General features: G+C 62.3%; 17 protein-coding genes. 8 read left to right on the top strand and 9 right to left on the bottom strand.

The window, feature by feature from the left end; translation table 11 throughout:
* Positions 1–192 precede the first annotated feature (192 nt).
* From VGN66_RS17425 to VGN66_RS17415, 3 genes are read right to left on the bottom strand one after another with little or no spacing between them, the layout of a single operon-like run.
* The gene (locus tag VGN66_RS17425; protein WP_327520043.1) at positions 193–1,737 is read right to left on the bottom strand and encodes a radical SAM protein; all 1,545 of its coding nucleotides are present in this window, start codon (positions 1,735–1,737) and stop codon (positions 193–195) included.
* 9 nt (positions 1,738–1,746) lie between these two features.
* Positions 1,747–3,411, bottom strand: a complete 1,665-nt coding sequence (locus tag VGN66_RS17420; RefSeq protein WP_327520042.1) for a fatty acyl-AMP ligase — start codon at positions 3,409–3,411, stop codon at positions 1,747–1,749.
* Positions 3,408–3,650: an acyl carrier protein gene (locus VGN66_RS17415; RefSeq protein WP_327520041.1), complete on the bottom strand. Its 243-nt coding sequence runs from the start codon at positions 3,648–3,650 to the stop codon at positions 3,408–3,410. Before VGN66_RS17415 ends, VGN66_RS17420 begins: the two co-directional genes overlap by 4 nt.
* Before the next feature lie 432 nt (positions 3,651–4,082).
* Here VGN66_RS17415 and VGN66_RS17410 point away from each other — a divergent pair, with 432 nt between their 5' ends.
* Entirely contained in the window at positions 4,083–4,994 is a 912-nt protein-coding gene (locus VGN66_RS17410) for a hypothetical protein (RefSeq protein ID WP_327520040.1), read from the top strand.
* Positions 4,995–5,355: 361 nt separating this feature from the next.
* Positions 5,356–7,200, top strand: a complete 1,845-nt coding sequence (locus tag VGN66_RS17405; RefSeq protein WP_327520039.1) for an asparagine synthetase B family protein — start codon at positions 5,356–5,358, stop codon at positions 7,198–7,200.
* Between the two features lie 29 nt (positions 7,201–7,229).
* Here VGN66_RS17405 and VGN66_RS17400 read toward each other — a convergent pair whose 3' ends face one another.
* The 3 genes from VGN66_RS17400 to VGN66_RS17390 all read right to left on the bottom strand — a co-directional run bounded on the left by VGN66_RS17400 (position 7,230) and on the right by VGN66_RS17390 (position 11,671).
* Positions 7,230–8,132, bottom strand: coding sequence for a hypothetical protein (locus VGN66_RS17400; protein ID WP_327520038.1), 903 nt, complete (start codon positions 8,130–8,132; stop codon positions 7,230–7,232).
* 42 nt (positions 8,133–8,174) lie between these two features.
* Positions 8,175–8,495, bottom strand: coding sequence for a PqqD family peptide modification chaperone (locus VGN66_RS17395; RefSeq protein WP_327520037.1), 321 nt, complete (start codon positions 8,493–8,495; stop codon positions 8,175–8,177).
* A 329-nt stretch (positions 8,496–8,824) separates the two neighbouring features.
* Entirely contained in the window at positions 8,825–11,671 is a 2,847-nt protein-coding gene (locus tag VGN66_RS17390) for an MHYT domain-containing protein (protein WP_327520036.1), read from the bottom strand.
* A gap of 452 nt (positions 11,672–12,123) precedes the next feature.
* Between VGN66_RS17390 and VGN66_RS17385 the strand changes: the two genes are divergently transcribed.
* The 6 genes from VGN66_RS17385 (at position 12,124) to VGN66_RS17360 (ending at position 21,510) form a co-directional block, all read left to right on the top strand.
* Entirely contained in the window at positions 12,124–13,287 is a 1,164-nt protein-coding gene (locus VGN66_RS17385) for a PHB depolymerase family esterase (protein ID WP_327520035.1), read from the top strand.
* A gap of 352 nt (positions 13,288–13,639) precedes the next feature.
* On the top strand, positions 13,640–16,768 hold the full coding sequence (locus VGN66_RS17380) for a TRCF domain-containing protein (RefSeq protein ID WP_414713228.1): 3,129 nt from the start codon (positions 13,640–13,642) through the stop codon (positions 16,766–16,768).
* Between the two features lie 440 nt (positions 16,769–17,208).
* Positions 17,209–19,392: a hypothetical protein gene (locus tag VGN66_RS17375; protein ID WP_327520033.1), complete on the top strand. Its 2,184-nt coding sequence runs from the start codon at positions 17,209–17,211 to the stop codon at positions 19,390–19,392.
* 154 nt (positions 19,393–19,546) lie between these two features.
* Positions 19,547–20,293 (top strand): SDR family oxidoreductase, encoded by a 747-nt coding sequence (locus tag VGN66_RS17370; protein ID WP_327520032.1) that lies wholly within the window; start codon positions 19,547–19,549, stop codon positions 20,291–20,293.
* 130 nt (positions 20,294–20,423) lie between these two features.
* Complete coding sequence (locus tag VGN66_RS17365) at positions 20,424–20,582, top strand: hypothetical protein (protein WP_327520031.1); 159 nt, start codon at positions 20,424–20,426, stop codon at positions 20,580–20,582.
* A gap of 133 nt (positions 20,583–20,715) precedes the next feature.
* Entirely contained in the window at positions 20,716–21,510 is a 795-nt protein-coding gene (locus tag VGN66_RS17360) for a Crp/Fnr family transcriptional regulator (protein ID WP_327520030.1), read from the top strand.
* On the opposite strand, the gene VGN66_RS17355 is transcribed toward VGN66_RS17360, so the two are convergent.
* From VGN66_RS17355 to VGN66_RS17345, 3 genes are read right to left on the bottom strand one after another with little or no spacing between them, the layout of a single operon-like run.
* Positions 21,501–22,139 carry an isochorismatase family cysteine hydrolase gene (locus VGN66_RS17355; RefSeq protein ID WP_327520029.1) on the bottom strand — a complete coding sequence of 213 codons (639 nt, stop codon included), beginning with the start codon at positions 22,137–22,139 and terminating at the stop codon, positions 21,501–21,503. The two genes, VGN66_RS17360 and VGN66_RS17355, sit on opposite strands and share 10 nt — an antisense overlap.
* Positions 22,136–23,251, bottom strand: coding sequence for a glycosidase (locus tag VGN66_RS17350; RefSeq protein WP_327520028.1), 1,116 nt, complete (start codon positions 23,249–23,251; stop codon positions 22,136–22,138). Before VGN66_RS17350 ends, VGN66_RS17355 begins: the two co-directional genes overlap by 4 nt.
* Positions 23,248–24,027 (bottom strand): SDR family oxidoreductase, encoded by a 780-nt coding sequence (locus tag VGN66_RS17345; RefSeq protein ID WP_327520027.1) that lies wholly within the window; start codon positions 24,025–24,027, stop codon positions 23,248–23,250. Before VGN66_RS17345 ends, VGN66_RS17350 begins: the two co-directional genes overlap by 4 nt.
* Between the last annotated feature and the right edge of the window lie 146 nt (positions 24,028–24,173).

Genomic DNA, 24,173 nt, shown 5'->3' with positions numbered 1-24,173 from the left:
AGCGGCATCGGCCGGGATATCGGTTCGTGCCAGATCGGCGGCGTGAACGATCTTCGCCAGTTAGAGAAGCGCTTCGAGAGCCCTCAGGCCGAACGTATCGACTACAGCGTCGAAGGCGCACTTGATTCGCGAAACGAAACTGGCTCACACCGCGACGCTGGAGACCGATCTGAACGCCCACATCAGACAAGCTCATGCGTCAACCGGTGCGGGGAGTATGGCAGGTGTCGCGAGCTGGCCGCGATCCATGTCCAGATAGAATCGCGACTGAGCGTAGTGGCTCAGAAAGTATAGAATACTTGGGAGGGCTCCGGGCTTCTGCGCTCCGGCTTTCAGCACGGTTCGAGCCATCAGTTCTTCTGCTTCGCCAAGGGACGAAATATATCGCAGTATCTTGGGAAGCATGTGGCTTCGTGGGTCTCGCGCGCGTGCAGTGCGACGTGGCACGGACAAGTGACTAGCTGGGAACTTCGCCAAAAAGTTCATGATTCGCTGCTCGAAGGCTTTTGGTTCGAAGCAGTATCGCGCGAGTTCGACAGTGCGGGCGACGAGATCCTCCCGCGGCATGAGCGCCGGAACGATATTGGTCGCAAACGGACCCTGAATCGCACTTGTCCAGATCGGCCCGTCGATTCGCCCCTCGCGTTCAAGGCGGCGATAGAGATCGGTCCCCTGCGGCGCGGTCAGCACGCCGACCGCGACTTCCGGCAAAGGCGAATCCTGCAGGAATTGCCGCATCTCCTCGAACGTATCGACACTATCATGGTCGAAACCGAGGATAATGCCGGCGTGCACCCCGATGCCATGTCCGACGATCGCGTCGATTGCCTGGTGCATCGGTTGGATGAGGTTCTGGCGCTTTCCCGCTTCGCGCAAGCTCGCTTCGTTGATCGTCTCAACACCCATGAAGAACATCTTGAAACCCGCTTCGCGGCATAGATCGAGCATCTCGGTGTCGCGCGCGATATCCAGCGACGCCTGCGTGATGAACGACACACGCTCGTCGCCGCGCGCGGCGTTCCACGCGGCCAGTTCCAGCAAGACAGCCCGCGCCCAGCTACGATGAACGGTGAAATTATCATCGACGATGAAGATGCTGCGAAAGCCGACCGCATGGAGCTGATCGAGTTCGCGAAGAATCTGATCAATGTCCTTATGACGCTGCTTGCGGCCCTGATACTGAATTACGTCACAAAATTCGCAGTTGAACGGGCATCCGCGCGTGGTCTGCAACGCTCCGGACTGCGCGCGATCAACCGGATACAAGTCCCAGCGCGGAAGCGGCGACTTGCGAATATCCGCAAATCCCCCGCTATATTGATCTCGCCAGCGTCCCGCAGCGAGGTCGGCAAACAGTTCGTCGGCGATCTCCTCGAGCTCGCCGGTGACCAGAATGTCTGCATGGGGGCGCATGTCCTGAGGGCTGAGTGAGGCGAAGGGGCCGCCAATCAGGACCGTTCGACCGCGCGCCCTGAACCCTTTCGCCAGCGCGATCATGCGCCCCCGCTGCGACACCTTGCCCGTGATCGCGACGAAATCGACCTCCGCGTCCAGATCGACCGGCGAGATCGCCTCGTCCGTCAGGCGAATCTCCCAGCCCTCGGGGACAAAACCAGCCAGCGTCGCCGTGGTCAGGTCGGCCACGGACACATAGCCGCCGTCCGCCTCGTCCAGGACCTCGAACCCGTAATAGCTGGCATGCTCGGCTGCAGGATTGATGATGTAAATTGACGGCATGGTCTCAACTCACGCTTGCACTGACTTCTCGCCGTCCGTGTGCAGACGGGTTTGGTAGCTCAGTAGGGGTTCGAGGTGTCCAGCCAGGTACTCGGCGCGCGATGCGGTTCTGCGCACCTTGCCACTGGTGGTGCGCGAAATGGACCCCGGCGGAAGAAGTACCAGGTCACTGAGCCGCAATCCGTGTGTTTGGGCGACTGCGATCATCCCCGCTCGGATCATCTCGGACATGGCGTCGCGCGAAGTCCCACGTTCGACCTCGAACAACGCGATCACGGCCTCTTCGCCGTCGCGCTCGATCGAAAAGGCGGCGCCCATCGCGCCGTATCCGCGACTGCTCATCCGGATCACGACTTCGATATCGTCGGGGTGAATGTTCTCGCCGTGATGGACGATGACATCCTTCAGTCTGCCGGTGACGAAGAGTTCGCCCTCGAGTAGAAAACCGAGATCGCCGGTGCGTAGATAGGTGGCGCTGGCGTCTCCCTGGATTTGAGCGGCGAAGACGTCGCGGTCGTCGTCGATCGACTCGTATCCCTCGGCAACATGCTCTCCCTTGACCCAGATTTCGCCCTCGATGCCATCTGCGACGGGCCGCGCGCTGAAGGGATCGACGATCTCGACACGCGCACCGGGTGTGCCGCAACTGGTGACTTCGGGTGCCGCACCATCTCGAACACGCGCCAGAAGTCCGGACCTTGCGGGGCCGCCGCTCACATAGACCGTTGCTTCGGCAAGGCCGTAGCAGGGGAACAGCGATAGGGGGTCGAACCCGTTCGTGGCGAAGCGCTTCGCAAAGGCGCGCAGCGTTTCGGGCCGGACTTTCTCCGCGCCGCAAAAGGCGACCCGCCAGTTTGAAAGCTCGCATGATCGTGCCACCCGGTCTGCACGTCGGGTCACCAGGTCATAGGCGAAGTTGGGTGCACCGCTCACGGTCACCGCGTGCTCGCCAACCGCTTGGATCCAGGATTCCGGGCGTCGAACGAAGGAGAGTGGCGACATCATGAACAGCGTCGCGCCACTTGAGATTGCAAGGAGCAACTGTCCGACCAGGCCCATGTCGTGATGCATGGGAAGCCAGGTCAGGACGCGGCTGTTCTCATCGACCTGCATCGCTGTTCGCAGCATGGCGAGGTTGGAAACGAGGTTGGTGTGAGTGACCCGCACGCCTTTCGGCGCTGCCGTCGACCCAGAGGTGTATTGAAGCAAGGCGAGTGTCCCAGGATCGTGACGGCCCCGCACCGATGTCGGCGCGTGCTCGCCCGGGTCCCGATCGGCACAAAGTTCAAACCAATCTAGCTCAGGAAGCGCTCCAGCGAGCGCAGGCGAACCGGGCAGGCGCAATGCGTGGGCGACTTCGGCCGTCTTCACGATTGCGCGAAGGCGCTCGAGGGCGCGCGGGCGCGATGAGGTCGGCACAGGAACCGGGACCGCGTATGCGCCCATCGCCCCAAGTAGCGCAGCAGCAAATTCAGGCGAGGATTCTGCGGGAAGCAGGATGCGTTGGCCGCGCAGCCCCGAGCAGTCAAGCAATGCGGCAATGCGCTGCGCTTCGATCCACAACGCACCATAGCTAAGGGTGGTCGAGACTGCACCGCGCGAGTCGAGCATCGCGACCGCCAAGGCGTTCGGCTTATGCTCCGCCCATCGCTGAAGATCCGCAAGGATCGTCATGCAGCGCGTTGCCCGCCTTTCATATCCGCGATCCACGCCGCCAGACCTGCGGCGCTGGTAACCTCTTCCAAGAGGTCGAGCGGGATTTCGATCCGGAATTCATCCTCCAGCATCAGGCCGAAGGTCACAGCCATGTTCGAATCGCCACCCAGATCATAAAAGTCTGCGTACAATTCGATGCCCTGATCCTGAAACAACTCGTGGAACAGGGCGAGGACGCGCTGTTCGATATCGGTCATCGGATGTGTAACCTCTCAACGATGCTGACCAGCAGCTTGTAATACCGAAATTTTGAGCTAGCTCGAGCATATAGCCTGGCCACATAAGCGTCCATCATGGTTCACCGGATTCGGGATTTTCTCGATCGAGTGCTGCTCGGGCTGGTCGCCCGAGCCCTCGGTCGGCACCATCGCAGCGCGTTCGGCGCTGTCATTTCGTGCGCGCGATCGGATCATAGCTTGGCGCTTTTTTCCCTAATCTACCGCGCACAGCTGCACTGGTCCCGCGGCGATGCGGCGGCCGCCGACCGACTATGGCGGCGGCTTGAATGCGCGATGCCCGAGTCCAGCCTGTGGCCGCTTGCCCGTGCAAATGCCGCGCGCCTCTCGGGGGACCTCGTTGCACAGGGAGACATCCTAGCGACCGCGCATGCACGCGGGGTGCGGGATCCAATGATCGAAGCATCGATCGAACCATCACGCGAGGGGGGCAAGGTCGCTGCCGACCCGCGGGCAGTGATCGACGACACCTCCACGCCCCCAGCGACACTGTTTCAGGCCAGCATTCATCTTTCGGCTGATGGACAGCTAGCGGATGCGCGTTCGGGGCTCGATCGCCTGTTAGCCGACCGTCGCCTTGGATGGGAAGCGCGGGTGCAACTGGTCGCGCTGGATCTGGTAGAGAGATTCGGAACGGTTTCGACCCTTCCGGGCTGGTTCTCGCCGAAGCGGGGATCAGCCTTGATTCGCACTGACTCCGACGCGCTGCTTGTCGTATTCCTGCAACCTGGCGGTACGTTCGGTGTTTCGGCAAACGCGATCCACGCGCTACTGGGCGCTACGCCTCCAAACATTCTCTATCTCTACGATAGCAGGGCCCTGTTTCATCTTGCCGGCACGGATCGGTTCGGAGCCGGGTATCACGAGATGATCGATGGCATCCGGCTCTGTGCAACGCAGATCGGAACGAAACGGATCATGACTTTCGGGCGATGCGCCCCGGGCTTCACCGCGATCAAGGCGGGCCTCGATCTAGGCGCCGAGCGTGTACTTGCGATTTCGCCGGTCACGACAATGGTGACCAGCGAGATGAGCGAGGATGCCCGCGCGCCGGTTCTCCAGCGCAGACTGGCAGAAGCGCTTCCCGAACATGAGCGGGATGTGCTGCCACGATTGACGCGGGAAGACCGCACCAGCTTTGATATTTTCTATAACCGGGCTCATCGCCGCGACAGCGACTATGCGCAGCGGATCGCGACTGCGCCGTGTGTCAGCCTATATCCCTTGGACGAGCCAAACCGGCGCGACCCTATTGAGAGGCTGCTAGAGCCCCCGCTAGGCCGGGTCTCCGATCGGCTATCCTAGGCTGTAACAGTCGCGATTGAATGGCGTGGCCGACCTCAGCTGCAATCAACCTGGCCGTCATTCGAGCCCGGAACGCTCGTGAAATTTGCTGTCTCGCGCACATCCAGCTCCCGCAGCACGGGGGTAGTCCATGCCTCTTTTTCCGAAGCGGTATCGCGAACCTGGCTGCTCTGGGACATGTTTATCATCCTGCTGATTCTATCCGCCATTGGCGGCTGCTTGTCAGCTATGGACACAAAGTAATTGCAATCTCAATAGTAAAAGGGCTGAGCCATGCCTTGCAACGATCACGTCGAAAGAGCGAGGTTTGGTTTATGACGCAATCGGTGGAGCGTCGGATGCCCCACAAGGCTGGATCGCGATGACCTCGATCGCGGCGGTTGCGGGTCAGGGATCGTTGAGCAATTTGTGTCGGCGGATGCTGGCGGGGCTACGCATCTATGGCGCGGATGGCGAATCGCGTGCCGACCTGGACGCCGCGGCAATGGGCGTTGTCTATGCGCACCGCACGCCGGAAGACCGGTTCGATCGTCAGCCGATTGGCTTGGCCGGAGGGCGATACACGCTGGTCGCAGATTGCCGGATCGACAATCGTTCGGACCTGATCGCGGCTCTCTCCCTTGGCAGTGCGGCATCGCGACTGAGCGACGCCGGGATCGTCGCACATGCCTTTGAGGCATGGGGCGTTGCGAGTTTCGACCGTCTGCGCGGCGATTTTGCGATCGCAATCTGGGATCGAACTGATCGCCGGTTTATCGTCGCACGCGATCCGGCCGGTTGTGCGCCCCTCTTTTTTCACGCGCGCGATGGCGTCGTTGCGCTCGCATCCATGCCGCGCGCGCTCCACGCGATTGAGACTGTTCCGCGCCGGGCGGACACCGTGTTCATCACCAATGCAATCCGCCAGGGCGGCATGTTCGATGCCGCGAGTTTCTGGGACGGCATCGGTAGGGTGCTTCCCGGTCATCTCGGCTATCTCGATTCTAATGGCCTGAAGCAGGAGCGCTACTGGTTCCCGCCTGAACTGCGAAAGCGCGGCGGAAGCTTCGACGACTATGCGGAAGGCCTGAGGGAACAGGTCGAACGGGCGATTTCGCGACGACTGCGCGGAGAATTGGACGTTGCCACGCATTTGAGCGGGGGGCTCGATAGCGGCGCTGTCACTGGCGCCGCAGCGAGCGTTCTTCGTGATCGCGGGCGCGTCATTGCATTTACCGCCGGACCGCGAGAAGGGTTCGCCGCGCACAACGAAACCCGCATCGAGGATGAAACGCCGCTCGCGGCGGCGACCGCCCGACTTCATTCCAATGTCGAACATGTAGTTGTACGCCCAGGCCCTGACTGGGCGACCTCGGCGATCGAAACTGTCTTTGAATATTGGCAGGCCCCGACAACCAATATCTGCAACCTGGGCTGGAGCGAGCAGATCAACGAAGCTGCTCAGGCCCGCGGGTTGCGCGTATTGATGCCCGCGACGCTTGGAAATCTCGCATTGAGCTATGGCGGCGAACATATCTTCTCGGACCCGATGGCACAGGACGACTGGGGTCAACTCGCGAAGAACATTCTGGGGGAACTTCACGCGCCGATCGGCGTCGCGCGCGCCTTTGCGCGCATGGCCCGCGACTCTCTCAAGCGTCGCTTCAGGCCGGGGCAGGCGGGGAAGAGCTGGGCCTATTTCCCCGGAGATGAGCCATTTGCCGACATCGTCCTTGAACCGACCTATCGCGATATTCTCATGCGATCGGTCGCACGTGCCGACCGCGGCAGTATGCATAAGGGAACATGGGGCAGATGGGGGATCGACATCCGTGACCCCAGCACCGATCGCGACCTGATGGACTACGTCGCCTCGGTCCCGCTCGCAATGTTCCGCAAGAGCGGCGTCGAACGTGCGTTGATTAAGGCTGCAGCCGTTGGCTGGATCGCGCCCGAGGCGTTGACCGAGCGTCGCAAGGGACTCCAATCGGCCGACTGGTTCGAGCAGGTCGCGGCGCATCGAGACTGGCTGCACGATCAGCTTGATGCGATTGCCGATCATGAGGAGGCGGCAAGGATGGTGGGCATCGACCGGCTACGTCGGATTCTCAACGAGAACCCGAGCGATTGGCGAGACCCTGAGGTTTTCGCGCACTATCGCCACGCGCTGCTGCGCGGAATTTCCGCCGGTCACTTTATTCGTCGGGCGAGCGGAGCGAACCGGTGAGGTCAGCGCTGCGGCCTTTGTCCGCAGGGTTACCGAAGCGCGGCGAGTTGCGCGACGATCTGATCAGCCATTTCACCGATTCGGTCGCTGTCCCAGGGGCGCTGAAGCTCTAAGATCGGAACATGCTGTGCGAGCTTCAGGCACGTCTCAAAATGGACGGATGGATCGCCGATCATCGGCAGGAAACTCGCGCGATAGGTATTGGCGGCGAGCGCCTCGATCGCGCTGAACCCGTGCAGCGCGCGCGCGCGGACCTCAGTCCCGTTTGAACCCAGCACGAAGATCGCCTCTAGAGGCAAGGCCCGTTCAGGCTGGGCCGCGCGGGTCGGCACGACGTACTTGTCCATACCGCTCCGCACGCGCGTCAAGGTAAGAGCATCGCGGCCGGAGCGTTCGACTGCATCGCTCCACAAGCGCACGCGTGGAATCCCCGGCTGGGCGACGAACACCCCGTCGATGCTGCTGTTGATCACGCAGATGTCGTCGCTCAGAACCGCGTGCCCTCGGTCCAGAAATGCAGCGGCCAGCGTCGATTTTCCTGCCCGTGACGGCCCGGCGAACGCAACCGCCTGACCATCGAATACGATCGCGTTGGCGTGCAGCGGGAACATCCTGCGCTGGCAGAATAGCGCCCCCATCGCTGTGCCCATGAGAAACAGGCGGATTGTGACCTCGTCTGCAGCGGGATCGGGATCGACACGGATATCGGAGCCGCCGGACACATGAAATCGAGCTACCGAGGTGACCGAAACGGTTGCTCCCGTCTCGGTGACCGATAATCCATACGGATCTTTCGTGGTGGCAACACGAGGCACGTGTCCCCAACGGACGGTGAAGTCGGGCTGCGTATCCGGGTGTGAGGGGCGGAGTTCAGGAAGCTCAATCTCAGAGCTGAGCGTGAGACCGAACACGCGATAGACATAGGTTGTCATGCGCGGCGGCGGCCCCCGGTTATTCGGACACCCGGGCTCGAGCTAAGCATCGATCATCCGGATCATTTTTCGAACGGAAAGCTGCTCGATGAGGTTCGCAACCTCACGGATGCAACGTTCGGTGTCGACTTCGTAAAGTTCTTCAAGCCGTCTTACTAAGTCAGGGATTGTCACCGGCGAAGCCAGATACTCCCATATCCGGGCCCCGACAGGGTCAAGCCCGTAATATACGCCCGTCTCTGCGTCGAGCATTAGCGTTTCGCCATCCATTGAGGCGGTGATTAGGCCTTCAGTTCGAATCCAAATTTCCGATAAACGTTCGGGATCATCAAGCGCGCGTACTTCCGCTACGGGCATCGCCATAGGTTCTCACTCCAGGGGGAATCAACGACGAACTGGTACCATAAGAGATGTTGGTAACCGATTGTCGGCGATTGAGATCAAAGCGTACAAGGCTTACGCTTCCGTAGCCAGTTCAGGTAGTGAACTTGCCACTGGCACTCTGTAGAGACAGGCCCCCGCGTTGGGTAGGGCGCACCTCTGCCGAACAGCTCAATTGCGAAGACAAAGCTCGAGACGGTGGATGATCGGGTACCCCCACTGGCGCGACATCATCACTCACGCCCGCCCGTCACCCTGTTCAGTTCGAACCGTGATTGTGATCCCCGAACCCCTCCGCCGGAGTCTGTCTATCAAGTATTACCGGGGATCTCGGCATTCAGTTTATCCAGGGCGAGGGCAAGATCGGCTTTCGCGAATGGCTTGGCAAGCAGCAGGAGCGAAGGGTCAATTCCATCTCCTTCGGTATACCCCGAAATGACCAGTATTCTTGTCGAAGGACTGACTTCTCGCGTAGCGAGCGCGAGCTGGCAGCCACTCATCTCAGGCATCAGGTGGTCGGTAATCAGGAAGTCGGGCGAGAAGCCGTTCCGGATCATCTCCCACGCCTCGACTCCGGACACCGCGATCGTCAATTCGAAGTTGAGATCTTCCAGCATTTGAGCGGTCGACTCCCTGACTTCATCCTCGTCATCGACCAGCAGGACGCGGCCGCCACGTAGGATGTTCGCAACGCGTGGCTCTTGCCGCGGTGCTGTTGCAGTCGCTTCACTTTGAGGCAGCCAGAGGCAAATCTCGGTGCCCGCTCCAGGTCGGCTGTCAATCGACAGCGCTCCACCGAGTTGAGCAGCAAGCCCGTGCGCCATCGACAGACCGAGCCCGGTCCCTTTTCCGATCCCCTTCGTCGAGAAGAAGGGTTCAATCGCGCGCTGGCGAGTTTCCTCGTCCATGCCGATGCCGGTGTCGCGCACGCACAGGAACACAAACGCGTCATGCGGAAGCGTGCCAGGACGATCAGATCGATCAATGGCCCGTCCAACTGAAATCCGCAGCGTCCCTCCCTCGGGCATCGCATCGCGCGCGTTGACGCTCAGATTGAGCAGCGCCATTTCGATCTGGTTCGCATCTGCCCGCGCGGACGGAACATCAGATGGTGCTTCAAGATCGACTTTCACCCTCGGACCGACCGTTGTTTTCACAAGGTCGAGCATGTCGCTCGCGAGATCGGACAGATTGACCGCTTCGGGACGGAGCGGTTGCCGTCGGGCGAAGGAAAGCAGGCGATGGACGAGCGTCTTCGCGCGGTCGGCGGACTGAAGCGCGCCAGCGATGAGCCGCTGATCTCGCGCGTCGCCCAGGCCCTTGTGGTGCAGCCGATCCAGCGCTCCCAGGATCGGGGTGAGGAGGTTGTTGAAATCATGCGCCACCCCGCCGGTCAATTGACCCATCGCCTCTAGTTTCTGCGACTGGCGCAACGCTTCTTCGGCAGTGACCTGCGCCGTCACATTTCGGCTCGAACCGATAATCTTCGTAACGCGGCCATCAGGTCCCGTCAGCGGCACCAGTGTTGTATCCCAGTGTTGCTGTCCACCGATCAACTCGAAAAAGTCGCGGCGGTGATCGACTTCACCCGTTTCGACGACGCGCCGATAGCTTTCGAGCACCCGTTGGACGGCGCCGGGCGGCAGGATTGTTTCGACAGATCGTCCCTGAACGTCCTCAAGCGCAAAGCCGACATCGCGCGCGTGCGCGGGGTTGATCTGCTCAACGACAAACCTCCGGTCATTCGTGACTGCGATGACAAACAAGGAGTCGGGTGTATTCTCGAAATAGGCCCGGTAGAGCGCATCGACTTCGCGTCGTGCGCCTTCGGCGCGCTGCAACTCCAGCGTACGCGCCTCGACCCGTACTTCCAGCTCCGCGTTAAGCTGGCGAAGCTGATCTTCCACCGCGATCCGCTCGGTGACGAGCCGGATCCGCTCGGCGATTTCTTCCATGAAGCTGATGTCGTCTGCTCGCCACGCCCGCGGCTCGCGACCATTGAGGTACACGATCGTTCGCAATCGACCGTCGCGAACGAACGGGACAACCAGGATCGATCGTGTATCGACGTTGCGCGCGGTCTCAAGCGTGCGCGCCTCATCGCTGATGGCCGTCGCGAAGAGGTCGTCGATGACCACCGTCTCCCCAGCGCTGAGCGCGGCAACAATCTTGACCCCGAAGGCTGCCGCAGGAAAACGACCGTTCAACGGCGGCACGCTGCCGTCCGTCCAGCAGATCCGGTATTCAAATTCATCGGCGACGGGGTCCAGTTCGCCCAACCCCGCTCGGGAGACCCCGAAGTGCGTGCACAACAATTCGGCAACCTCGGTCAGCGCATCTTCGGCCCGTGAGCCGCGCAAGATATCGGCGACTTTCAAACGCAGCGTGCTGCGCGCCTCGCGCCGCGCTGCGCGAACGAACATCCGGTCGAGCTGCGCAGCTCCCAGAGACAAAATCAGGATCAGCACAGTGATGATCGTGACGGAGATCGCGAGGCTGGTTTGGCTGAAACTCGCCGCACCTTTCAAGGCATCGACCGGGACATTCATCGTGAATATTGCAGCGGCCATACCGGCATAGTGCATGCCGGCGATTGCCGCTCCCATGATCACCGCTGCGAGCAGTTGCCAGCGCGTCTGCCGATCACGCGAAACCAGCCAGATGGCGCTCGTCGCGGCCACGACCGCAATGATCACCGATACGACCACCCAACGCCAGTCATAGCTCAGAGAAGCCGGCATTCGCATCGCGGCCATGCCAAGATAGTGCATCGCGACCACACCTGTCGCGATCAACAGGCCCGCGATGGCTATTCGCGGCCAGGAAGCGCGCTGCCAGTTGAAACTGGCTAGTCCAGCCCCCGTGAACCCGACCGCGAGGGCCAGCGAAACGAGGGTCATTGTCGGATCGTACGCCATTGGCATGCGCGGCATGCTGAAGGAGAGCATGGCGACGAAATGCATCGACCAGATTCCACCGCCGAGCGCGATCGCGGCTGCGGCGAGCCAGGCGAGCCGTGCCCGTCCCTGAGAGGCGTGGATACGGCGGGCAAGCGTCAGCGCGGTATAGGAAGCGAAGATCGCGACCGCTACCGAGAGAACGACCAGATAGTGATCGTGCGTGCCGGATATGGTCATCGCGTGACTCAAGCGCATCATGTTACTTCGCGAGCAGTGCCAACCATCGTCGGTATGTGGTCGACTTGGGCGCTCAGGTAAACAGCCAATGGAACAAGTAGGCAGCGCAAGTCTCTGACAGAAAATGCTGTTTCGGTCGGCCAACGGCGCTCGATGGACTAGCGCAACACGGTCAGTCCAGGTCTGAAGCGAAGAGACGTGGCGCGCGGCCGCGAGACAGGCTCTAACCAGCGCGACGGTGAGAGGCCGATGACCCGCCAGCGTCACGAAGGCAGGGGCGTCGCAAGCCTGTCGCTGGTAAGGCGAGGTCGCGGGGGGAGGGCCTTTGACTCGCGTCCCTATATGAGTCGGGCGTCTGCATCCTCGACGTCACATGTCGGCGGAAGATAATTGGTGCAACGCAGCAACTAAGCGCCGGCGCTTCTCGTTGTTGTGCACGCGGCTACATTCGTCCCCGGCCGCTGGAGTCCCCGATGCGCGCCATCTCCGATACCATTGCCCGGCTCGCCGCCGTTCGCGCCCAACCGGTGGGTTCCACGGGCGTGCCCGGCGGGCGGTTGACCGAGCTCAGGGACTTTGGCTCGAACCCGGGTAACCTTGCCGCCTGGTACCATGTGCCAGATCACCTTGCTCCTTGCGCTCCGCTGGTCGTCGTGCTGCACGGGTGCACACAAAATGCCACCAGCTATGACCTCGGGTCCGGCTGGTCGGACCTCGCCGACCAACATGGCTTCGCCGTGCTTTTTCCCGAGCAGCGTCGCGCCAACAACCCGAATTTGTGTTTCAATTGGTTCGAGCCGGCAGACAGCCGTCGCGGAGCGGGCGAACCGCTCTCGATCGTCGAGATGATGGAACACATGATCCTGCATCATGGTCTGGACCGCTCGCGGAGCTTCGTGACCGGCTTGTCGGCCGGTGGCGCGATGACGTCCGTCATGCTCGCCACTTATCCCGACCTCTTTGCCGGAGGCGCGATCATCGCCGGACTGCCATTCGGCTCGGCTTCGAACATTCCGCAGGCACTGGAGCGAATGCGCGGGCAAGGCAGCCCGGGCGACAACGCGCTGGCCGCCGCGATCCGTGACGCCTCATCGCACCGCGGTCCATGGCCAACCGTCTCGATATGGCATGGCAGCGCTGATCATGTCGTTGCGCCTTCCAATGCCGATGCGATCCTGACCCAGTGGCGGGCGGTGCACGGCGTCTTGAGTACACCGGACGTCGCCGAGCGCGTGGCCGGACACGCGCGCCGCACATGGCAGGAGGGCGGCCGCGTCGTGATCGAAGATTATCGCATAACGGGCATGGGCCATGGCACCCCGGTTGCTGCGGCGGGAAACGAGGCTTGCGGTAAGGTGGGTCCGCATATGCTCGAGGCTGGCATTTCCTCGACACGGCGCATCGCGCACTTCTGGGGGCTGTCCGACTTGAGCGCCGATGGTTCTGAAGAGGCAGAGGGCACCGGGACGAACCGCCCGGGTCCGCCTTCGGGGACGATATCTGCTTCGCTCCCACTCTCGCACCGCTTCTCCGCCGCTGCGACAGGAGAGAGGCTTGCCTCGAAAGGCGCATCTTCGCCCTCAGATGTCGGAAAGATTATCGAGGACGCGCTTCGGGCTGCCGGCCTGATGCGCTAAAGCGCCCGCAACACCTGCAGCGCTCTAGCCCGGCCCAGGCGAAATTGGTCAGCATCTTTCACGGCCGGCGGTTCCAGCTGCGCCGTTCAGGGTGTCTCCACGATTGGTGCACCGGCACGCGGTTGCTAATCTCCGGCCGCCCGCGGACCATTTATCGCGCTCACTCAGAGAGTTGTCTTGAATTTAGCGCCGTTCCTCGGCTTCGGGAACCAAGCGTTCGCGCCGCTGTTGTGGGCCGGTGCCAGCGAAGCGGTTGCCGGCGATCTGCCGTGTCCGCGGCGCAAGGGGGGCTATGCGCGTTGATGTTGCAGAGATAGGTGCGCCGATGGCGAGCGCCGCACAGCGCGCGTTGATGCCGGTCGGTGCGGTTGCGGCGTCGATGGCGGAGGCGCTCGCGGCCGGCAATGTCATATTCGTTGCTTCCGACGAACAGCGTGCCGAGGCTGTTGCAATGGCACTGCAACGCGCCGCCCCCGACTCTGACGTCGTGCATTACCCCTCCAGCGACGCACTGCCAGGCGAGTCTGCGCCCGCCTCGCCCGCCAACATTGGCCGCCGCGTCGCAGCGTTGCGGCGGATCCGCCAACTCACCTTCGATGGTGAAAGGACCATCGCGTTGATCACGACGGCGGAAGCCGCAGCCAGTGCGGTTGCGCCGCCCGCCGGCTTCGATGCAATTCCCCCCGCACTAACGATCGGCGACATGATCGACGCGGACTCCTTCACTGCGACGCTCGAGGAAATTGGCTATTTCGCCGACGACCGCGTCGATGAGCCAGGCGAGATGGCGGTACGCGGGCAAGTGATCGACCTGTTCCCGGCCGACGCGACGCTTCCGGCCCGCATCGAAATCGACGATGGTCGAATCGTCGCGATCCGCGCGTACGACCCGGCCACGCAGCTCGGCAGCGACACGCTTGATACGCTCGAGATCGGCCGGGTCACTGAACCGCCGCCGAGCGAGGGCCGGGCGTCGGTCTTCGACCATCTGCCCGGGGCAGCGATCGCCGCCGATCCCGACGCGGAAAAGCGCCGCGATCGATTCATTGCGCTGGCGCGCGATCCGGCGGGTACTGGACGCGCCTGTTCGGTCATCGATCGCGTGGCGTGGGACAGCGCGGTTGCCGGGCACTCGATCATCGACCTCGATGCTCTAGCCGTTGCCGAGGCTCCCAGATTCGTGGAAGGCAAGATGCCCCTGCGCGCCTTCGCGCGCGCGGCCGACGCCATGTTCGCGACCGGCGGGCGCGTCATAGTGCTGGGCGCGGAACGCGATCTCCGCTTCCTCAGTCCCCGACTTGCCAGGGCGCTGGGTCACGAGGTCGAGTCGTTGGCGCGGTGGACCGATCTGGCGGCGGTAGCGCCCGGCACATGCGGCCTTCTGGCAATGCCGATCGACCGAGGCTGGACCGCTACCGGTTTGCTGGCTGTATCCGCCACCGATCTCTTGGGAAGCCGGGCGCTCGTCTGGGAGGCTTCCTCGAACGGCCTGGATGCGTTGCGCGGCCAGAGCGGCGAAATCCGTCTGGGCGACGTCGTCGTGCATGAGGAATTCGGGATCGGCAAGGTGAGCGGGCTCGAACCGATCCAGGTCGATGGCGAAGATCTGGGGGATGCAGTCGTGCTCGAATATGCGGGTGGAAGCAGGCGACTCATGCCGGTCGACGACGCCGACCGGTTATGGCGCTACGGGGCCGATGCGGAGGCCGTCACGCTCGACAAGCTCGACGGGTCGAGCTGGGCGAAAAGACGCGGTGCAATCGATCTCGCCATTGCTGAGAGTGCGCGTGACCTGACCGCCCTCGCGTCACAGCGCAGCGGGCGCGCTGCGCCCGCGTTGGCACCGGACGCGGCGGGCTATGAGCGGTTTGCCTCCGGCTTCCCCTTTACAGAGACCCCCGACCAGGCGCGCGCGATCGCGGCGGTCCGCGCCGATCTCGCATCGGGCAGACCGATGGACCGACTTGTCGTCGGCGATGTGGGGTATGGGAAGACCGAGGTGGCGATGCGCGCTGTCGCGCTCGCTGCACTGGCAGGAAAGCAGTCCATCCTCGCTGCACCGACGACCGTGCTGGTCCGCCAGCATCTCGAGAGCTTCAGCCGCCGCTTCGAAGGCACAGATATTGTCGTTGCCGGCCTGTCGCGCCTGTCGACCGCGACGGAAAAAAAGGCGGTAAAGGCCGGGCTGAAGAACGGCACAGTTCACGTCGTCATCGGTACCGGCGCCGTCGCCAGCGCAGACTATTTCGATCTAGCGCTAGTGGTGATTGACGAGGAGCAGCGCTTTGGCGCAGCCGACAAAGCACGGCTGCGCGGACTGTCGGCCGACTGCCACATCCTGACACTGACGGCGACGCCGATCCCGCGCACGCTCCAGACCGCTTTGGTCGGACTGCAGCAGGTGTCGGTGATCGCCACGCCCCCTGCTCGCCGCCAGCCTATTCGCACAAGCATCGGCGCGTTCGATCCCGCCACGGTGCGGACCGCGCTGATGCGCGAAAAAGGCCGCGGCGGACAAAGTTTCGTGGTGGTCTCGCGGATCGAGGACATGGCACCGATCGCGGAGAAGCTGGCGGCCCTGGTGCCCGACCTGCGCATGGTTCAGGCGCACGGCAAGATGCCTGCCGCTGAGATCGACTCCGCCCTGGTCGGGTTTGCCGGCGGCGCCGGAGATGTCCTCCTTGCCACCAATATCATCGAAGCCGGGCTGGACGTGCCGCGCGCCAACACGATGATCGTGTGGCGTGCTGATCGCTTTGGTTTGTCCCAGTTGCACCAGCTGCGCGGACGCGTCGGTCGCGGGGGGCGACGGGGGCAGATCCTGCTCCTGACTGACCCGGGTGCGGCGATCGCAGATGCAACGCTCAAGCGCCTGCGAACGCTCCAGGCGTTCGACCGGCTCGGCGCGGGCTTCGCGATCAGCGCGCGGGATCTCGATCTGCGCGGCGCGGGCGACTTGCTCGGCGACGCGCAGGCTGGCCATATGAAACTGATTGGCCTGGATCTCTATCAGCATCTGCTCGGCAGTGCGCTCCGCACGGCCCGGGGTGAGACGATCGATCATTGGACGCCTGACCTGAAGCTCGGCATCGCCGGTCGGCTCCCTGAGCCATGGATTCCGGAGGTCGATACGAGGATCGGGTTGTACGGCCGACTGGCCCGGACTGGCAACGCGGCGAGCGTGGACGCGTTCGAGTTGGAGATCGAGGATCGCTTCGGCGCGCTGCCTGAGGAAGCCGAGCGCTTGCTGAACATCGCGCGCGTCAGGATGCTGGCGCGCGATATCGGAATTGCCCGCGTCGATGCTGGTCCGGCCGCAATCGCGTTGACGCCGCGCGCGGGTGCGATACTCCCGACCGTCGAGAGTCCGATGGAGGATCGGGGCGGTCGCTTTGTGCTTGCACAGCGGACCGAGTCAGCCGGCGAGCGCCTGGAGAGGGTCCGATCTCTGCTGGAGGAAATAGCGGGCGCTCAGGGGTAAAAGGCCGCAGGCGCGCACGGACGCAGCGCGCTCTCGACCTGCGCCATGCGTCATTGCTGCTGGGGCTCGTCGGGGCGCCATCAGGCTGCGATCAGCGACAGGGGGCGAGAACCCCGCCACGGTAGATGCCAGCGCGATGCCAGACTTCGCAGGGTGATCTGTCATCGTCAGAGGTCTTGCGACGCGATTCCGTTCGTGCCGCATTCTCTGGCGAAACGGTATAGCGAGCGCAGCGCTCGCGCGCGCCGGACCCGCTTGAGGCCCGTCGCGTTTCGCCGCCTCGGCACGCCAAGCAGGGCGGCGCTGCGCCGCAGGTTCATAGCCGAATGTGCCTTTGTCGATGGAACTTGAGGGCCGTAGCCGTGTTCGCGCCATCGCGGCACGTTTTGGAGTTTGTGCGGGCGATGACCAGGACAACGGAGACAGCTCAGGTCCCCGGTGTGAGCGCCAATGTGCTGGCGCTACGCAGTGCCCTCGCTGCGAACCGTCAGAGCCTCCAGCGATTTTCGTTCGATGGCCTCACAGTCGAACTCATCGCGACGGACGGTTCGCTGTGGGCGATCGGTCGGCGCAAGGGCCGGGGCGGGCTTGCCCTGCGCGCCGCGATCCTCGCAGGGCCGTTCGATTGCGCCCCTCTTGACCCGGAGGAAGGGGAGCGCGCGCGGATTGGCGTGACAACCGACGCCGGGACGCATGTCATCAGTTTTTCAACTGGCGGCGAGGCATTGCGTTACCTGCGCGTGACGGCGCGCTTCACGCCGGCGGTTTCGCTCCTCGTTCCCTTCATTCCGCGCGACCTGTACCCACTTGATTGCAACGACGATCCGACCGGCGCGCTCGGGACGATCGAAGCAATGCAGCGTGGGCTCAATGCTGGTTTGCTCTACTTCCGCATCGACGACCCCGCGTTTGGCAATGTTCTCTACTTCCAGAACCTGACCGCGATGAATGGCTATTACCGCGCGACGCACACAACCCCGGACGGTGCAGTCGGCGGTGTCTGGCCTGAACTTGGCTATCTCCTTCCCACATCCCAGCCGACCGATGCGGACTCGGCCCATCCCCTTCCTGCTGACGAACAGTTCATTCTGTCAGATGCGATACTGGTCTTTCGACACCAGGCACCGCCGCACGAGCGCGAGTCTGCGCGCCAGTTCCTCCAAATGCTCGGGGTTGCCTACCAGCTGCTTGATCCTCCCAAGACCGAGTATCGCGACTGGATGATGCGCTCCGAACGCACGTTGCGTGACCTCGACAACGCGCCCGAGGCGACGATCCGGCACTATGGGCATCGCTACGTCCACCCATACACTGCTGCTGAATATCCTGACATCATGGTCCAGATGTCGATCGTTCAGGCAATTCATGAGTGGGGGAAATGGACTGGCAAACCGCACCCGCTAGAAGCGGAGTTCAAGGCGGGTCTTGGCAAATTCTACGACCGCAATCTCGGCACGCTGCGGCGCTATCTTCCCAATGTCGGAAGCGACAAGGACGCCGACGCGGTGGACAGCTGGTACCTCTACCACCCGCTGCTGAACCTTGGTCATCTGGCGCTCGACGGAGACACTGTGGCCCGCCACCTGTTCCTCCAGTCGCTCGATTACGCGATCAAGGCTGCCCGGCATTTCAACTATCGCTGGCCAATCCAGTACAAGGTGACCGACTTTTCGGTAATCACTGACGTGGCAGCAGACGGGCGCGGCCAGACGGATGTAGGCGGTGTCTATGCCTCGGTGATGCTGCAGGCGTTCGAGCTGACAGACGACAAGCGGTTTCTCGACGAAGCGCGCGCTGCGATCGATGCTGCAATGGGACTGCGCTTCGATGTCAACTACCAGGCCAATCTGACCGCATGGGGTGCCGCAGCGTGCATGAGGCTGTGGCGGATCACGACCCAGGAGGTCTATCTCGAGCAAAGTTATGTTTATCTTGGCAGCTTCTTCCATAACAGCGAGATCTGGGAGAGCGAGATCGGGCATGCCGCGCACTATCGTAATTTTCTGGCGGTAACCTGCCTGCAGGATGCGCCATACATGGCGATCTACGAGTGCTTCGACTCGTTCGCGGCGTTTGAGAGGTATCTCGATGACAGCGGACCTGACCTTGAGCCCGCCGCGCGAATGCTTGTCGCTGAATACTGCAAATATGCTCTTGATCGGGCCTGGTATTACTATCCAGATGCCCTTCCGCCCGAGGCAGTCTCGTCGAAGCAGCGTGAGAGTAACGGGCATGTCGATCCGAAGCTCAGCTTTCCGCTAGAGGATCTGTATGCCGACGGCCAAGTGGCCGGCCAAGTCGGGCAGGAAATTTACGGTGCGGGCGCAGCATTTATATTTGCGACACGGGCCTTCCACAAGGTTGAGGGGGCGCCATTTCGCCTCTATTGCGATAATTTCTTGCGCGCGAAGGAGCGAACCGGTGAGCGTTCGTTGACGTTGATGCTCGATGGCGGCGAGACATGTACGGCGGGGCTGAGCATCATTCGGGAAAAACGACGCAAATTGCCCAAGATTCGAGTGATCACCGCAGCGGGCGTTGCCATCGCTCCCGATCGCGATTCCCCGGATCGGATCGACTATCGCGTGCCTGCCAATGGTCGACTGGTGCTCGTCTGGGATTGAGGCGACAAGGCCTGCGTTCCGGCAATCGGGCACGCTCGAACGTACACGGCAGCTCGCACATGCTCCTGATACTGGCATCCGGTTTCTTGGAACATGAAGGATTGCCGGGCGTCTTTCTACTCAAAGTGGGAAGCCTGACACTGGGAGACTGAGCGTGGCGAACCTGACTAGCCTCGCGGGAAAGCGCGTCTTGATCACTGGGGGCGCCGGTGGCGTCGGGCGCGCGGTGGCGGCACAATTTCTCAGCCATGGCGCGCGTATCCTGATTACGGACCGGGACGGGGAAACTCTTGAGCAGGTCGCTCATGGGCTGCGCAAGGTGGAGCCAGGAGGCGAGGTGGCTTGGGCGTTGGCGGATCTTTCCGGTCCGACGGGCGCCGACGCACTGTTCGCCGAAGTGGATGAGAGTCTGGGCGGACTCGATATTCTGGTTGCCTGTGCTGGCGTGGGCGCCGGACCGCTGATGGACGTGGACGATGGCGAGTGGCGATATGCAATCGAGAGCAACTTGATGAGCTCTATTGCCTGCACCCAGCGTGCAGTCGCGCGAATGCGCAAATCAGACTCGCGGGACGGGATCGTTATTCTGGTCGGGTCGATCAGCGTCCACATCAAGGCGGTTGGCGAAAGCGTATTCAACGCGGCTAAAGGTGGTATCGCATCTTTTGCCGAAACGCTGCGTAAAGAGCTGATGGCCGACTCGATCCGGGTGACTCTGATTGAGCCGGGCGCGATTTGCACGGCCATGCAGGCCTCTTCTCCAGAGCAGCGCGCGCAAGTCGATGGATACAGGATGCTGCGTCCTGACGCAGTTGCCGACGCGATCCTGTTTGCTGCCACGCGTGGACCCGGCGTCGATGTGGCCACGCTAAGGATCGAGCCGCTTGCGCTGCAAATGTGATCCGGTGAGCACGCTGCAGGTTCGCCGCCAGCGTCGACCCGCCAAAGCTCTTTAACATGGATTGTTGAGCGGTCGTTTTGCGCGACATAAAATTGACGTTCCAGAGCTGGGGGCAGCGACGGAGGTTGGCATGCAGGACGGTGAATATTATCTGGCTCGGGCACGTCACGCCCGGGAGATGGCTGACAAAGCTGCTGAAGAGCCCATTCGAAAGACGCATCTGCAGATGGCCGCCTCGTACGAGGCGATGGCCAGGCTGCGCGTCAAAATGTCGGGGCCGCCACTGTAGGCGGGAATTCTGTCGAACGGGTTTTGGCGCGGAAAGCTCGGACAGCACCTTTGAGATCAACGTCTTATCACAGGTTGTTTTTGTCTGGAGCCAGTTCGGAGACACGGGGGTGCCACCGCAACGGACTTCCTCGATGACCCCCTTCAATTCTTCTCTGGGCCATTTTCTCGCCAAGGTTCTCAGGCGTTCGCTGCTCAGCGAGGAGGAGTGCCAGGCGATTCTTTCATTGCCAGCGCGTGTCGAGCATGTCGAAGCGCGGCGGGATTTCGTTCGGCTGGGAGATCGGAATCCGCATTCGTGCCTGATCGTTGACGGACTGGCCGGACGCTTCGGTCAGGGGCAGGAGGGCAATCGGCAGATCAGTGCGCTCCATATCCCCGGCGACATGGTGGACTTGCACTCAACTGTGTTGCCCCAGGCGCGTTCGGCGCTTCAGGCACTCACGCCCACCACGATCCTCAAGATACCGCACGCTGCTCTGCGCGAGTCTGCGGCACGCTATCCGGCCATTGCCGAAGCGTTCTGGCGCGAATGCGTCGTTGATGCCGCAGTGGTGTCTGAGTGGGTCGTCAATATCGGGGGGCGCAACGCCGGGATGCGGACGGCACACCTCATTTGCGAGATGGCCTATCGGTACCGCTTGGGCGCGATCTGCGATCAATTTGTCTTCGCGTTTCCCGCTACCCAGTTGCACCTTGCCGATGCCCTCGGTCTAACGTCGGTGCATGTCAACCGCATGCTCCGGACACTCGATGCTCAGGGCTTCGCAAAGATACGGCGCGGCATCGTCGAAGTGATGGACTGGAATGGCCTTAGCGAGTTTGCCGAGTTTGATCCTGCCTACCTCGAACTCGACATAGCGCGGCGGATAGCGCTGCCTCCGCTGTGCGTGACGGCGAAGGTGCTCGTCGAACACGATCAAGGCTGAGGCCCTGGGTCAGCCTCATGCCGAAGGCGAGAGGGCTTCCACGCTGCAAGATCGCGTTGCGCGGCCGATGACGTCTCGGCGCCCATGTAATCCCGCATGATCGTAAGCGCTGCGCGGCCCCGACCTGCAGTTTGAGCAGCGACGGCATCGTCAGGTACCCATAGACGATAGTCGCGCATATGCGCGTCCGCCGCAGTAAACAGGATGCAGATGTCCGTTGCGATGCCAGTGAGTATCAGGTTCCGCACGCCGAGCTTCGGCAGCAGGACCGGCAAATTGGTCCCGTAGAAGCCGGAAAACTGCGGTTTGATGACGAAATAGTCAAAAGGACGCGGTGCGATTTCAGCACAGACGAGCTTGCTCGCTGCACGCTCGACGAGCCGCGACTGTTGCGAGTGCCACTCGCCGAAATTGTCGTTCACATAGACGGTCGGGATCCCGGCCCGATCCGCCTGCGCGCGAAGCCTCAGGATGGCCGCAGCCGCGCGCTTGGCATGGCGCCGCAGCAGGTCCGCTTCAGGAAAGTCGAAGCAGTTGATCATGTCGATGATGAGCAGCGCGCGTCCGCAGTCACGTTGGTCGTGTTCGGGAGCGGGCAGGGGGCGCGCTGCGCCTGTCGCCCCGCTCATTGAAAGATACTCTTGGGAACATGCGTGATGCGACAGGCGAGATCGGCCTCGCCCGATGCGACGACATAATGATCCCCCGCATCGGCTATTCCCGTCGTGAAGACGATGTCGCGGACGTACATCTTGTCCTCAAGCGGATGCGTGAGCACCGGCGATGCTTCGAGCAGGGGGCTATGGTCTGACCGCAAAATCTTCGAAGGATCGTCGCGATCGAGGATTGACCAATAGGTACGATAGATTCCGACGATCTCCTTAGGCTCGACACCGTGCCACAGTGTCAGCCAGCCCGCGTCGGTCAGGATTGGAGGTGTGCCCCCGCCCATGCGCGCGGTCGCGACCGTTGCGGCATGAGGGCGAATGCCCGGGTCAAGGTGAGGTCGCCAGTGGCGTGCGTCGGGCGAGGTGGCAAGATTGATCGAGGGGCCGGCACGCCACGCGCTGCCAGGCGGATAGGCAAAGTAGAGATCGCCGAGCGGGCGGGTCTGGGCCCAGTACTGGTCGGCAATCTTTCCCTCGAAGATCAGCATGTCCTTGTTCTGGTGATCGAGCACAATGCCGTCGAACCGCCAGTCAAGGCCGTTGTCCGACACGTAAAGCGTCGTCGAATGCCGCTCGGGGCTGACTGAGCATGTGGTCATCAGCCACTGGTCACCCGGCTTGCTGATCCGCGCATCTTCGACACCATAGCATTGCCAGCCTCCCTGCGGTGCGACCGCCTTGTCGTAATGGATCGCGATCAACTTCAGGCCATCGGGCGACAACTCGACCGGCAGGAGCCAGGAAAGCGATGTCAGCGCCATGATGCGCCAGCCTCCACCGTGGAGCAGGAATTTGCGCGGGTCCGCGGTGTTGACGAGTTCAACTGGCCAGCCGTCGAGAACGTAGCGGCCGGCGTCCCAGCGGATTGCATGTACCTTGCCGTTCCGGATCGGTTCTCGCAGCGCCTCGGCCACGCGGACCATCATGAGCAGATTGCCGTTGGGCAGGCGGGTCATTCCGGGGTTGAAGGCGCCCAATACAAAGGTCTCGGCATTCAGCTGCCCGGCGAGCGGTGACCTTGACAGGTCAACGTCATCCGGCCCGAATATCAATCGATCGACGGCGAACTTCATGGATGCTCAAGCCGCGTCTCGACGCGCATCAGCGAAACCGCCGTGCGCCGCGGCTGGGTTAGCATGAAATGGGTCGATGCAGCGATATCCTCCGCGCGCAACATCTTCCCTTCGCGGATCAGTGCACGCTGCTTTTCAGGAGGAAAATCCGGATACTGGAAGTCAGCACCGGTAAAGCCCGGCTCGATCAGGCCAACCTTGATATCCCGTTCGGCCAGTTCCTCGCGAAGGGACTTGGCAAATCCCTGAATGCCCGACTTGGCAGCGACATAGATCGAGCTTCCACCGGCGCGTGACACCGCAGACATCGAACCGATCAAGATGATGTCGCTTCCTGCCGCCATGCGCTTTGCGGCCGCCTGAGCGGACGTAAGGTAAGAGGTAAAATCCACCGCAATCTGGTATTCGGTATCTTCCTCGCCGGTTTCCGTCAGAGCCTCGGCCGGAACAGCCGCGTTGATGACCGCGATATCGATGCCGCCGAGAAATGCCTCGGCCGCTCCAAAGAACTTCGTGATATCATCGCGGTTCGCAAGATCGACGTTGATGCCGTCGCCGACGCCCACTTCGCGAATACGTTTGATCGCATCGTCGAGATGCTCAGGCGTTCGACCGCACACAAATACCCGTGCGCCCTCCGACGCGAGCAGCACGGCAATTGCCCGGCCGATACCGGTGGTGCCGCCAGTGATGACGGCCCGTCTGCCCGTGAGACCGGGCTTGTGGGTATGCGCGTCGGGGACGTCTCGGATGGTCGAGTGATCGAGATCGGACACAGGTCTCTCCTTCACCGGGTCGAACAAATTGTCCGGATCAGGGTTCCTTGCGCGCGTTCGAAGCTGAGCCGGTTTTGGCTGAATTTACCCACCTTCGCGCTGCTGCTCGCGCGAATGGATTTAAACCTATCCGCGTCACTCCGGCT

Source organism: Sphingomonas sp., assembly GCF_035998645.1.
Lineage (GTDB): Bacteria > Pseudomonadota > Alphaproteobacteria > Sphingomonadales > Sphingomonadaceae > Sphingomonas.
The sequence above is the reverse complement of the archived record's forward strand: the minus strand, read 5'-3'. Positions and strand labels throughout refer to the sequence as shown.

Bases quoted from the DNA above. Each gene is read 5' to 3' on its own strand.
- VGN66_RS17380 (WP_414713228.1), top strand. From the start codon at position 13,640: ATGCCGGTCGGTGCGGTTGCGGCGTCGATGGCGGAGGCGCTCGCGGCC.
- VGN66_RS17405 (WP_327520039.1), top strand. From the start codon at position 5,356: ATGACCTCGATCGCGGCGGTTGCGGGTCAGGGATCGTTGAGCAATTTG.
- VGN66_RS17350 (WP_327520028.1), bottom strand. From the start codon at position 23,251: ATGAAGTTCGCCGTCGATCGATTGATATTCGGGCCGGATGACGTTGAC.
- VGN66_RS17400 (WP_327520038.1), bottom strand. From the start codon at position 8,132: ATGACAACCTATGTCTATCGCGTGTTCGGTCTCACGCTCAGCTCTGAG.
- VGN66_RS17415 (WP_327520041.1), bottom strand. From the start codon at position 3,650: ATGACCGATATCGAACAGCGCGTCCTCGCCCTGTTCCACGAGTTGTTT.
- VGN66_RS17410 (WP_327520040.1), top strand. From the start codon at position 4,083: ATGATCGAAGCATCGATCGAACCATCACGCGAGGGGGGCAAGGTCGCT.
- VGN66_RS17390 (WP_327520036.1), bottom strand. From the start codon at position 11,671: ATGATGCGCTTGAGTCACGCGATGACCATATCCGGCACGCACGATCAC.
- VGN66_RS17395 (WP_327520037.1), bottom strand. From the start codon at position 8,495: ATGGCGATGCCCGTAGCGGAAGTACGCGCGCTTGATGATCCCGAACGT.
- VGN66_RS17360 (WP_327520030.1), top strand. From the start codon at position 20,716: ATGACCCCCTTCAATTCTTCTCTGGGCCATTTTCTCGCCAAGGTTCTC.
- VGN66_RS17365 (WP_327520031.1), top strand. From the start codon at position 20,424: ATGCAGGACGGTGAATATTATCTGGCTCGGGCACGTCACGCCCGGGAG.
- VGN66_RS17420 (WP_327520042.1), bottom strand. From the start codon at position 3,411: ATGACGATCCTTGCGGATCTTCAGCGATGGGCGGAGCATAAGCCGAAC.
- VGN66_RS17385 (WP_327520035.1), top strand. From the start codon at position 12,124: ATGCGCGCCATCTCCGATACCATTGCCCGGCTCGCCGCCGTTCGCGCC.
- VGN66_RS17425 (WP_327520043.1), bottom strand. From the start codon at position 1,737: ATGCCGTCAATTTACATCATCAATCCTGCAGCCGAGCATGCCAGCTAT.
- VGN66_RS17355 (WP_327520029.1), bottom strand. From the start codon at position 22,139: ATGAGCGGGGCGACAGGCGCAGCGCGCCCCCTGCCCGCTCCCGAACAC.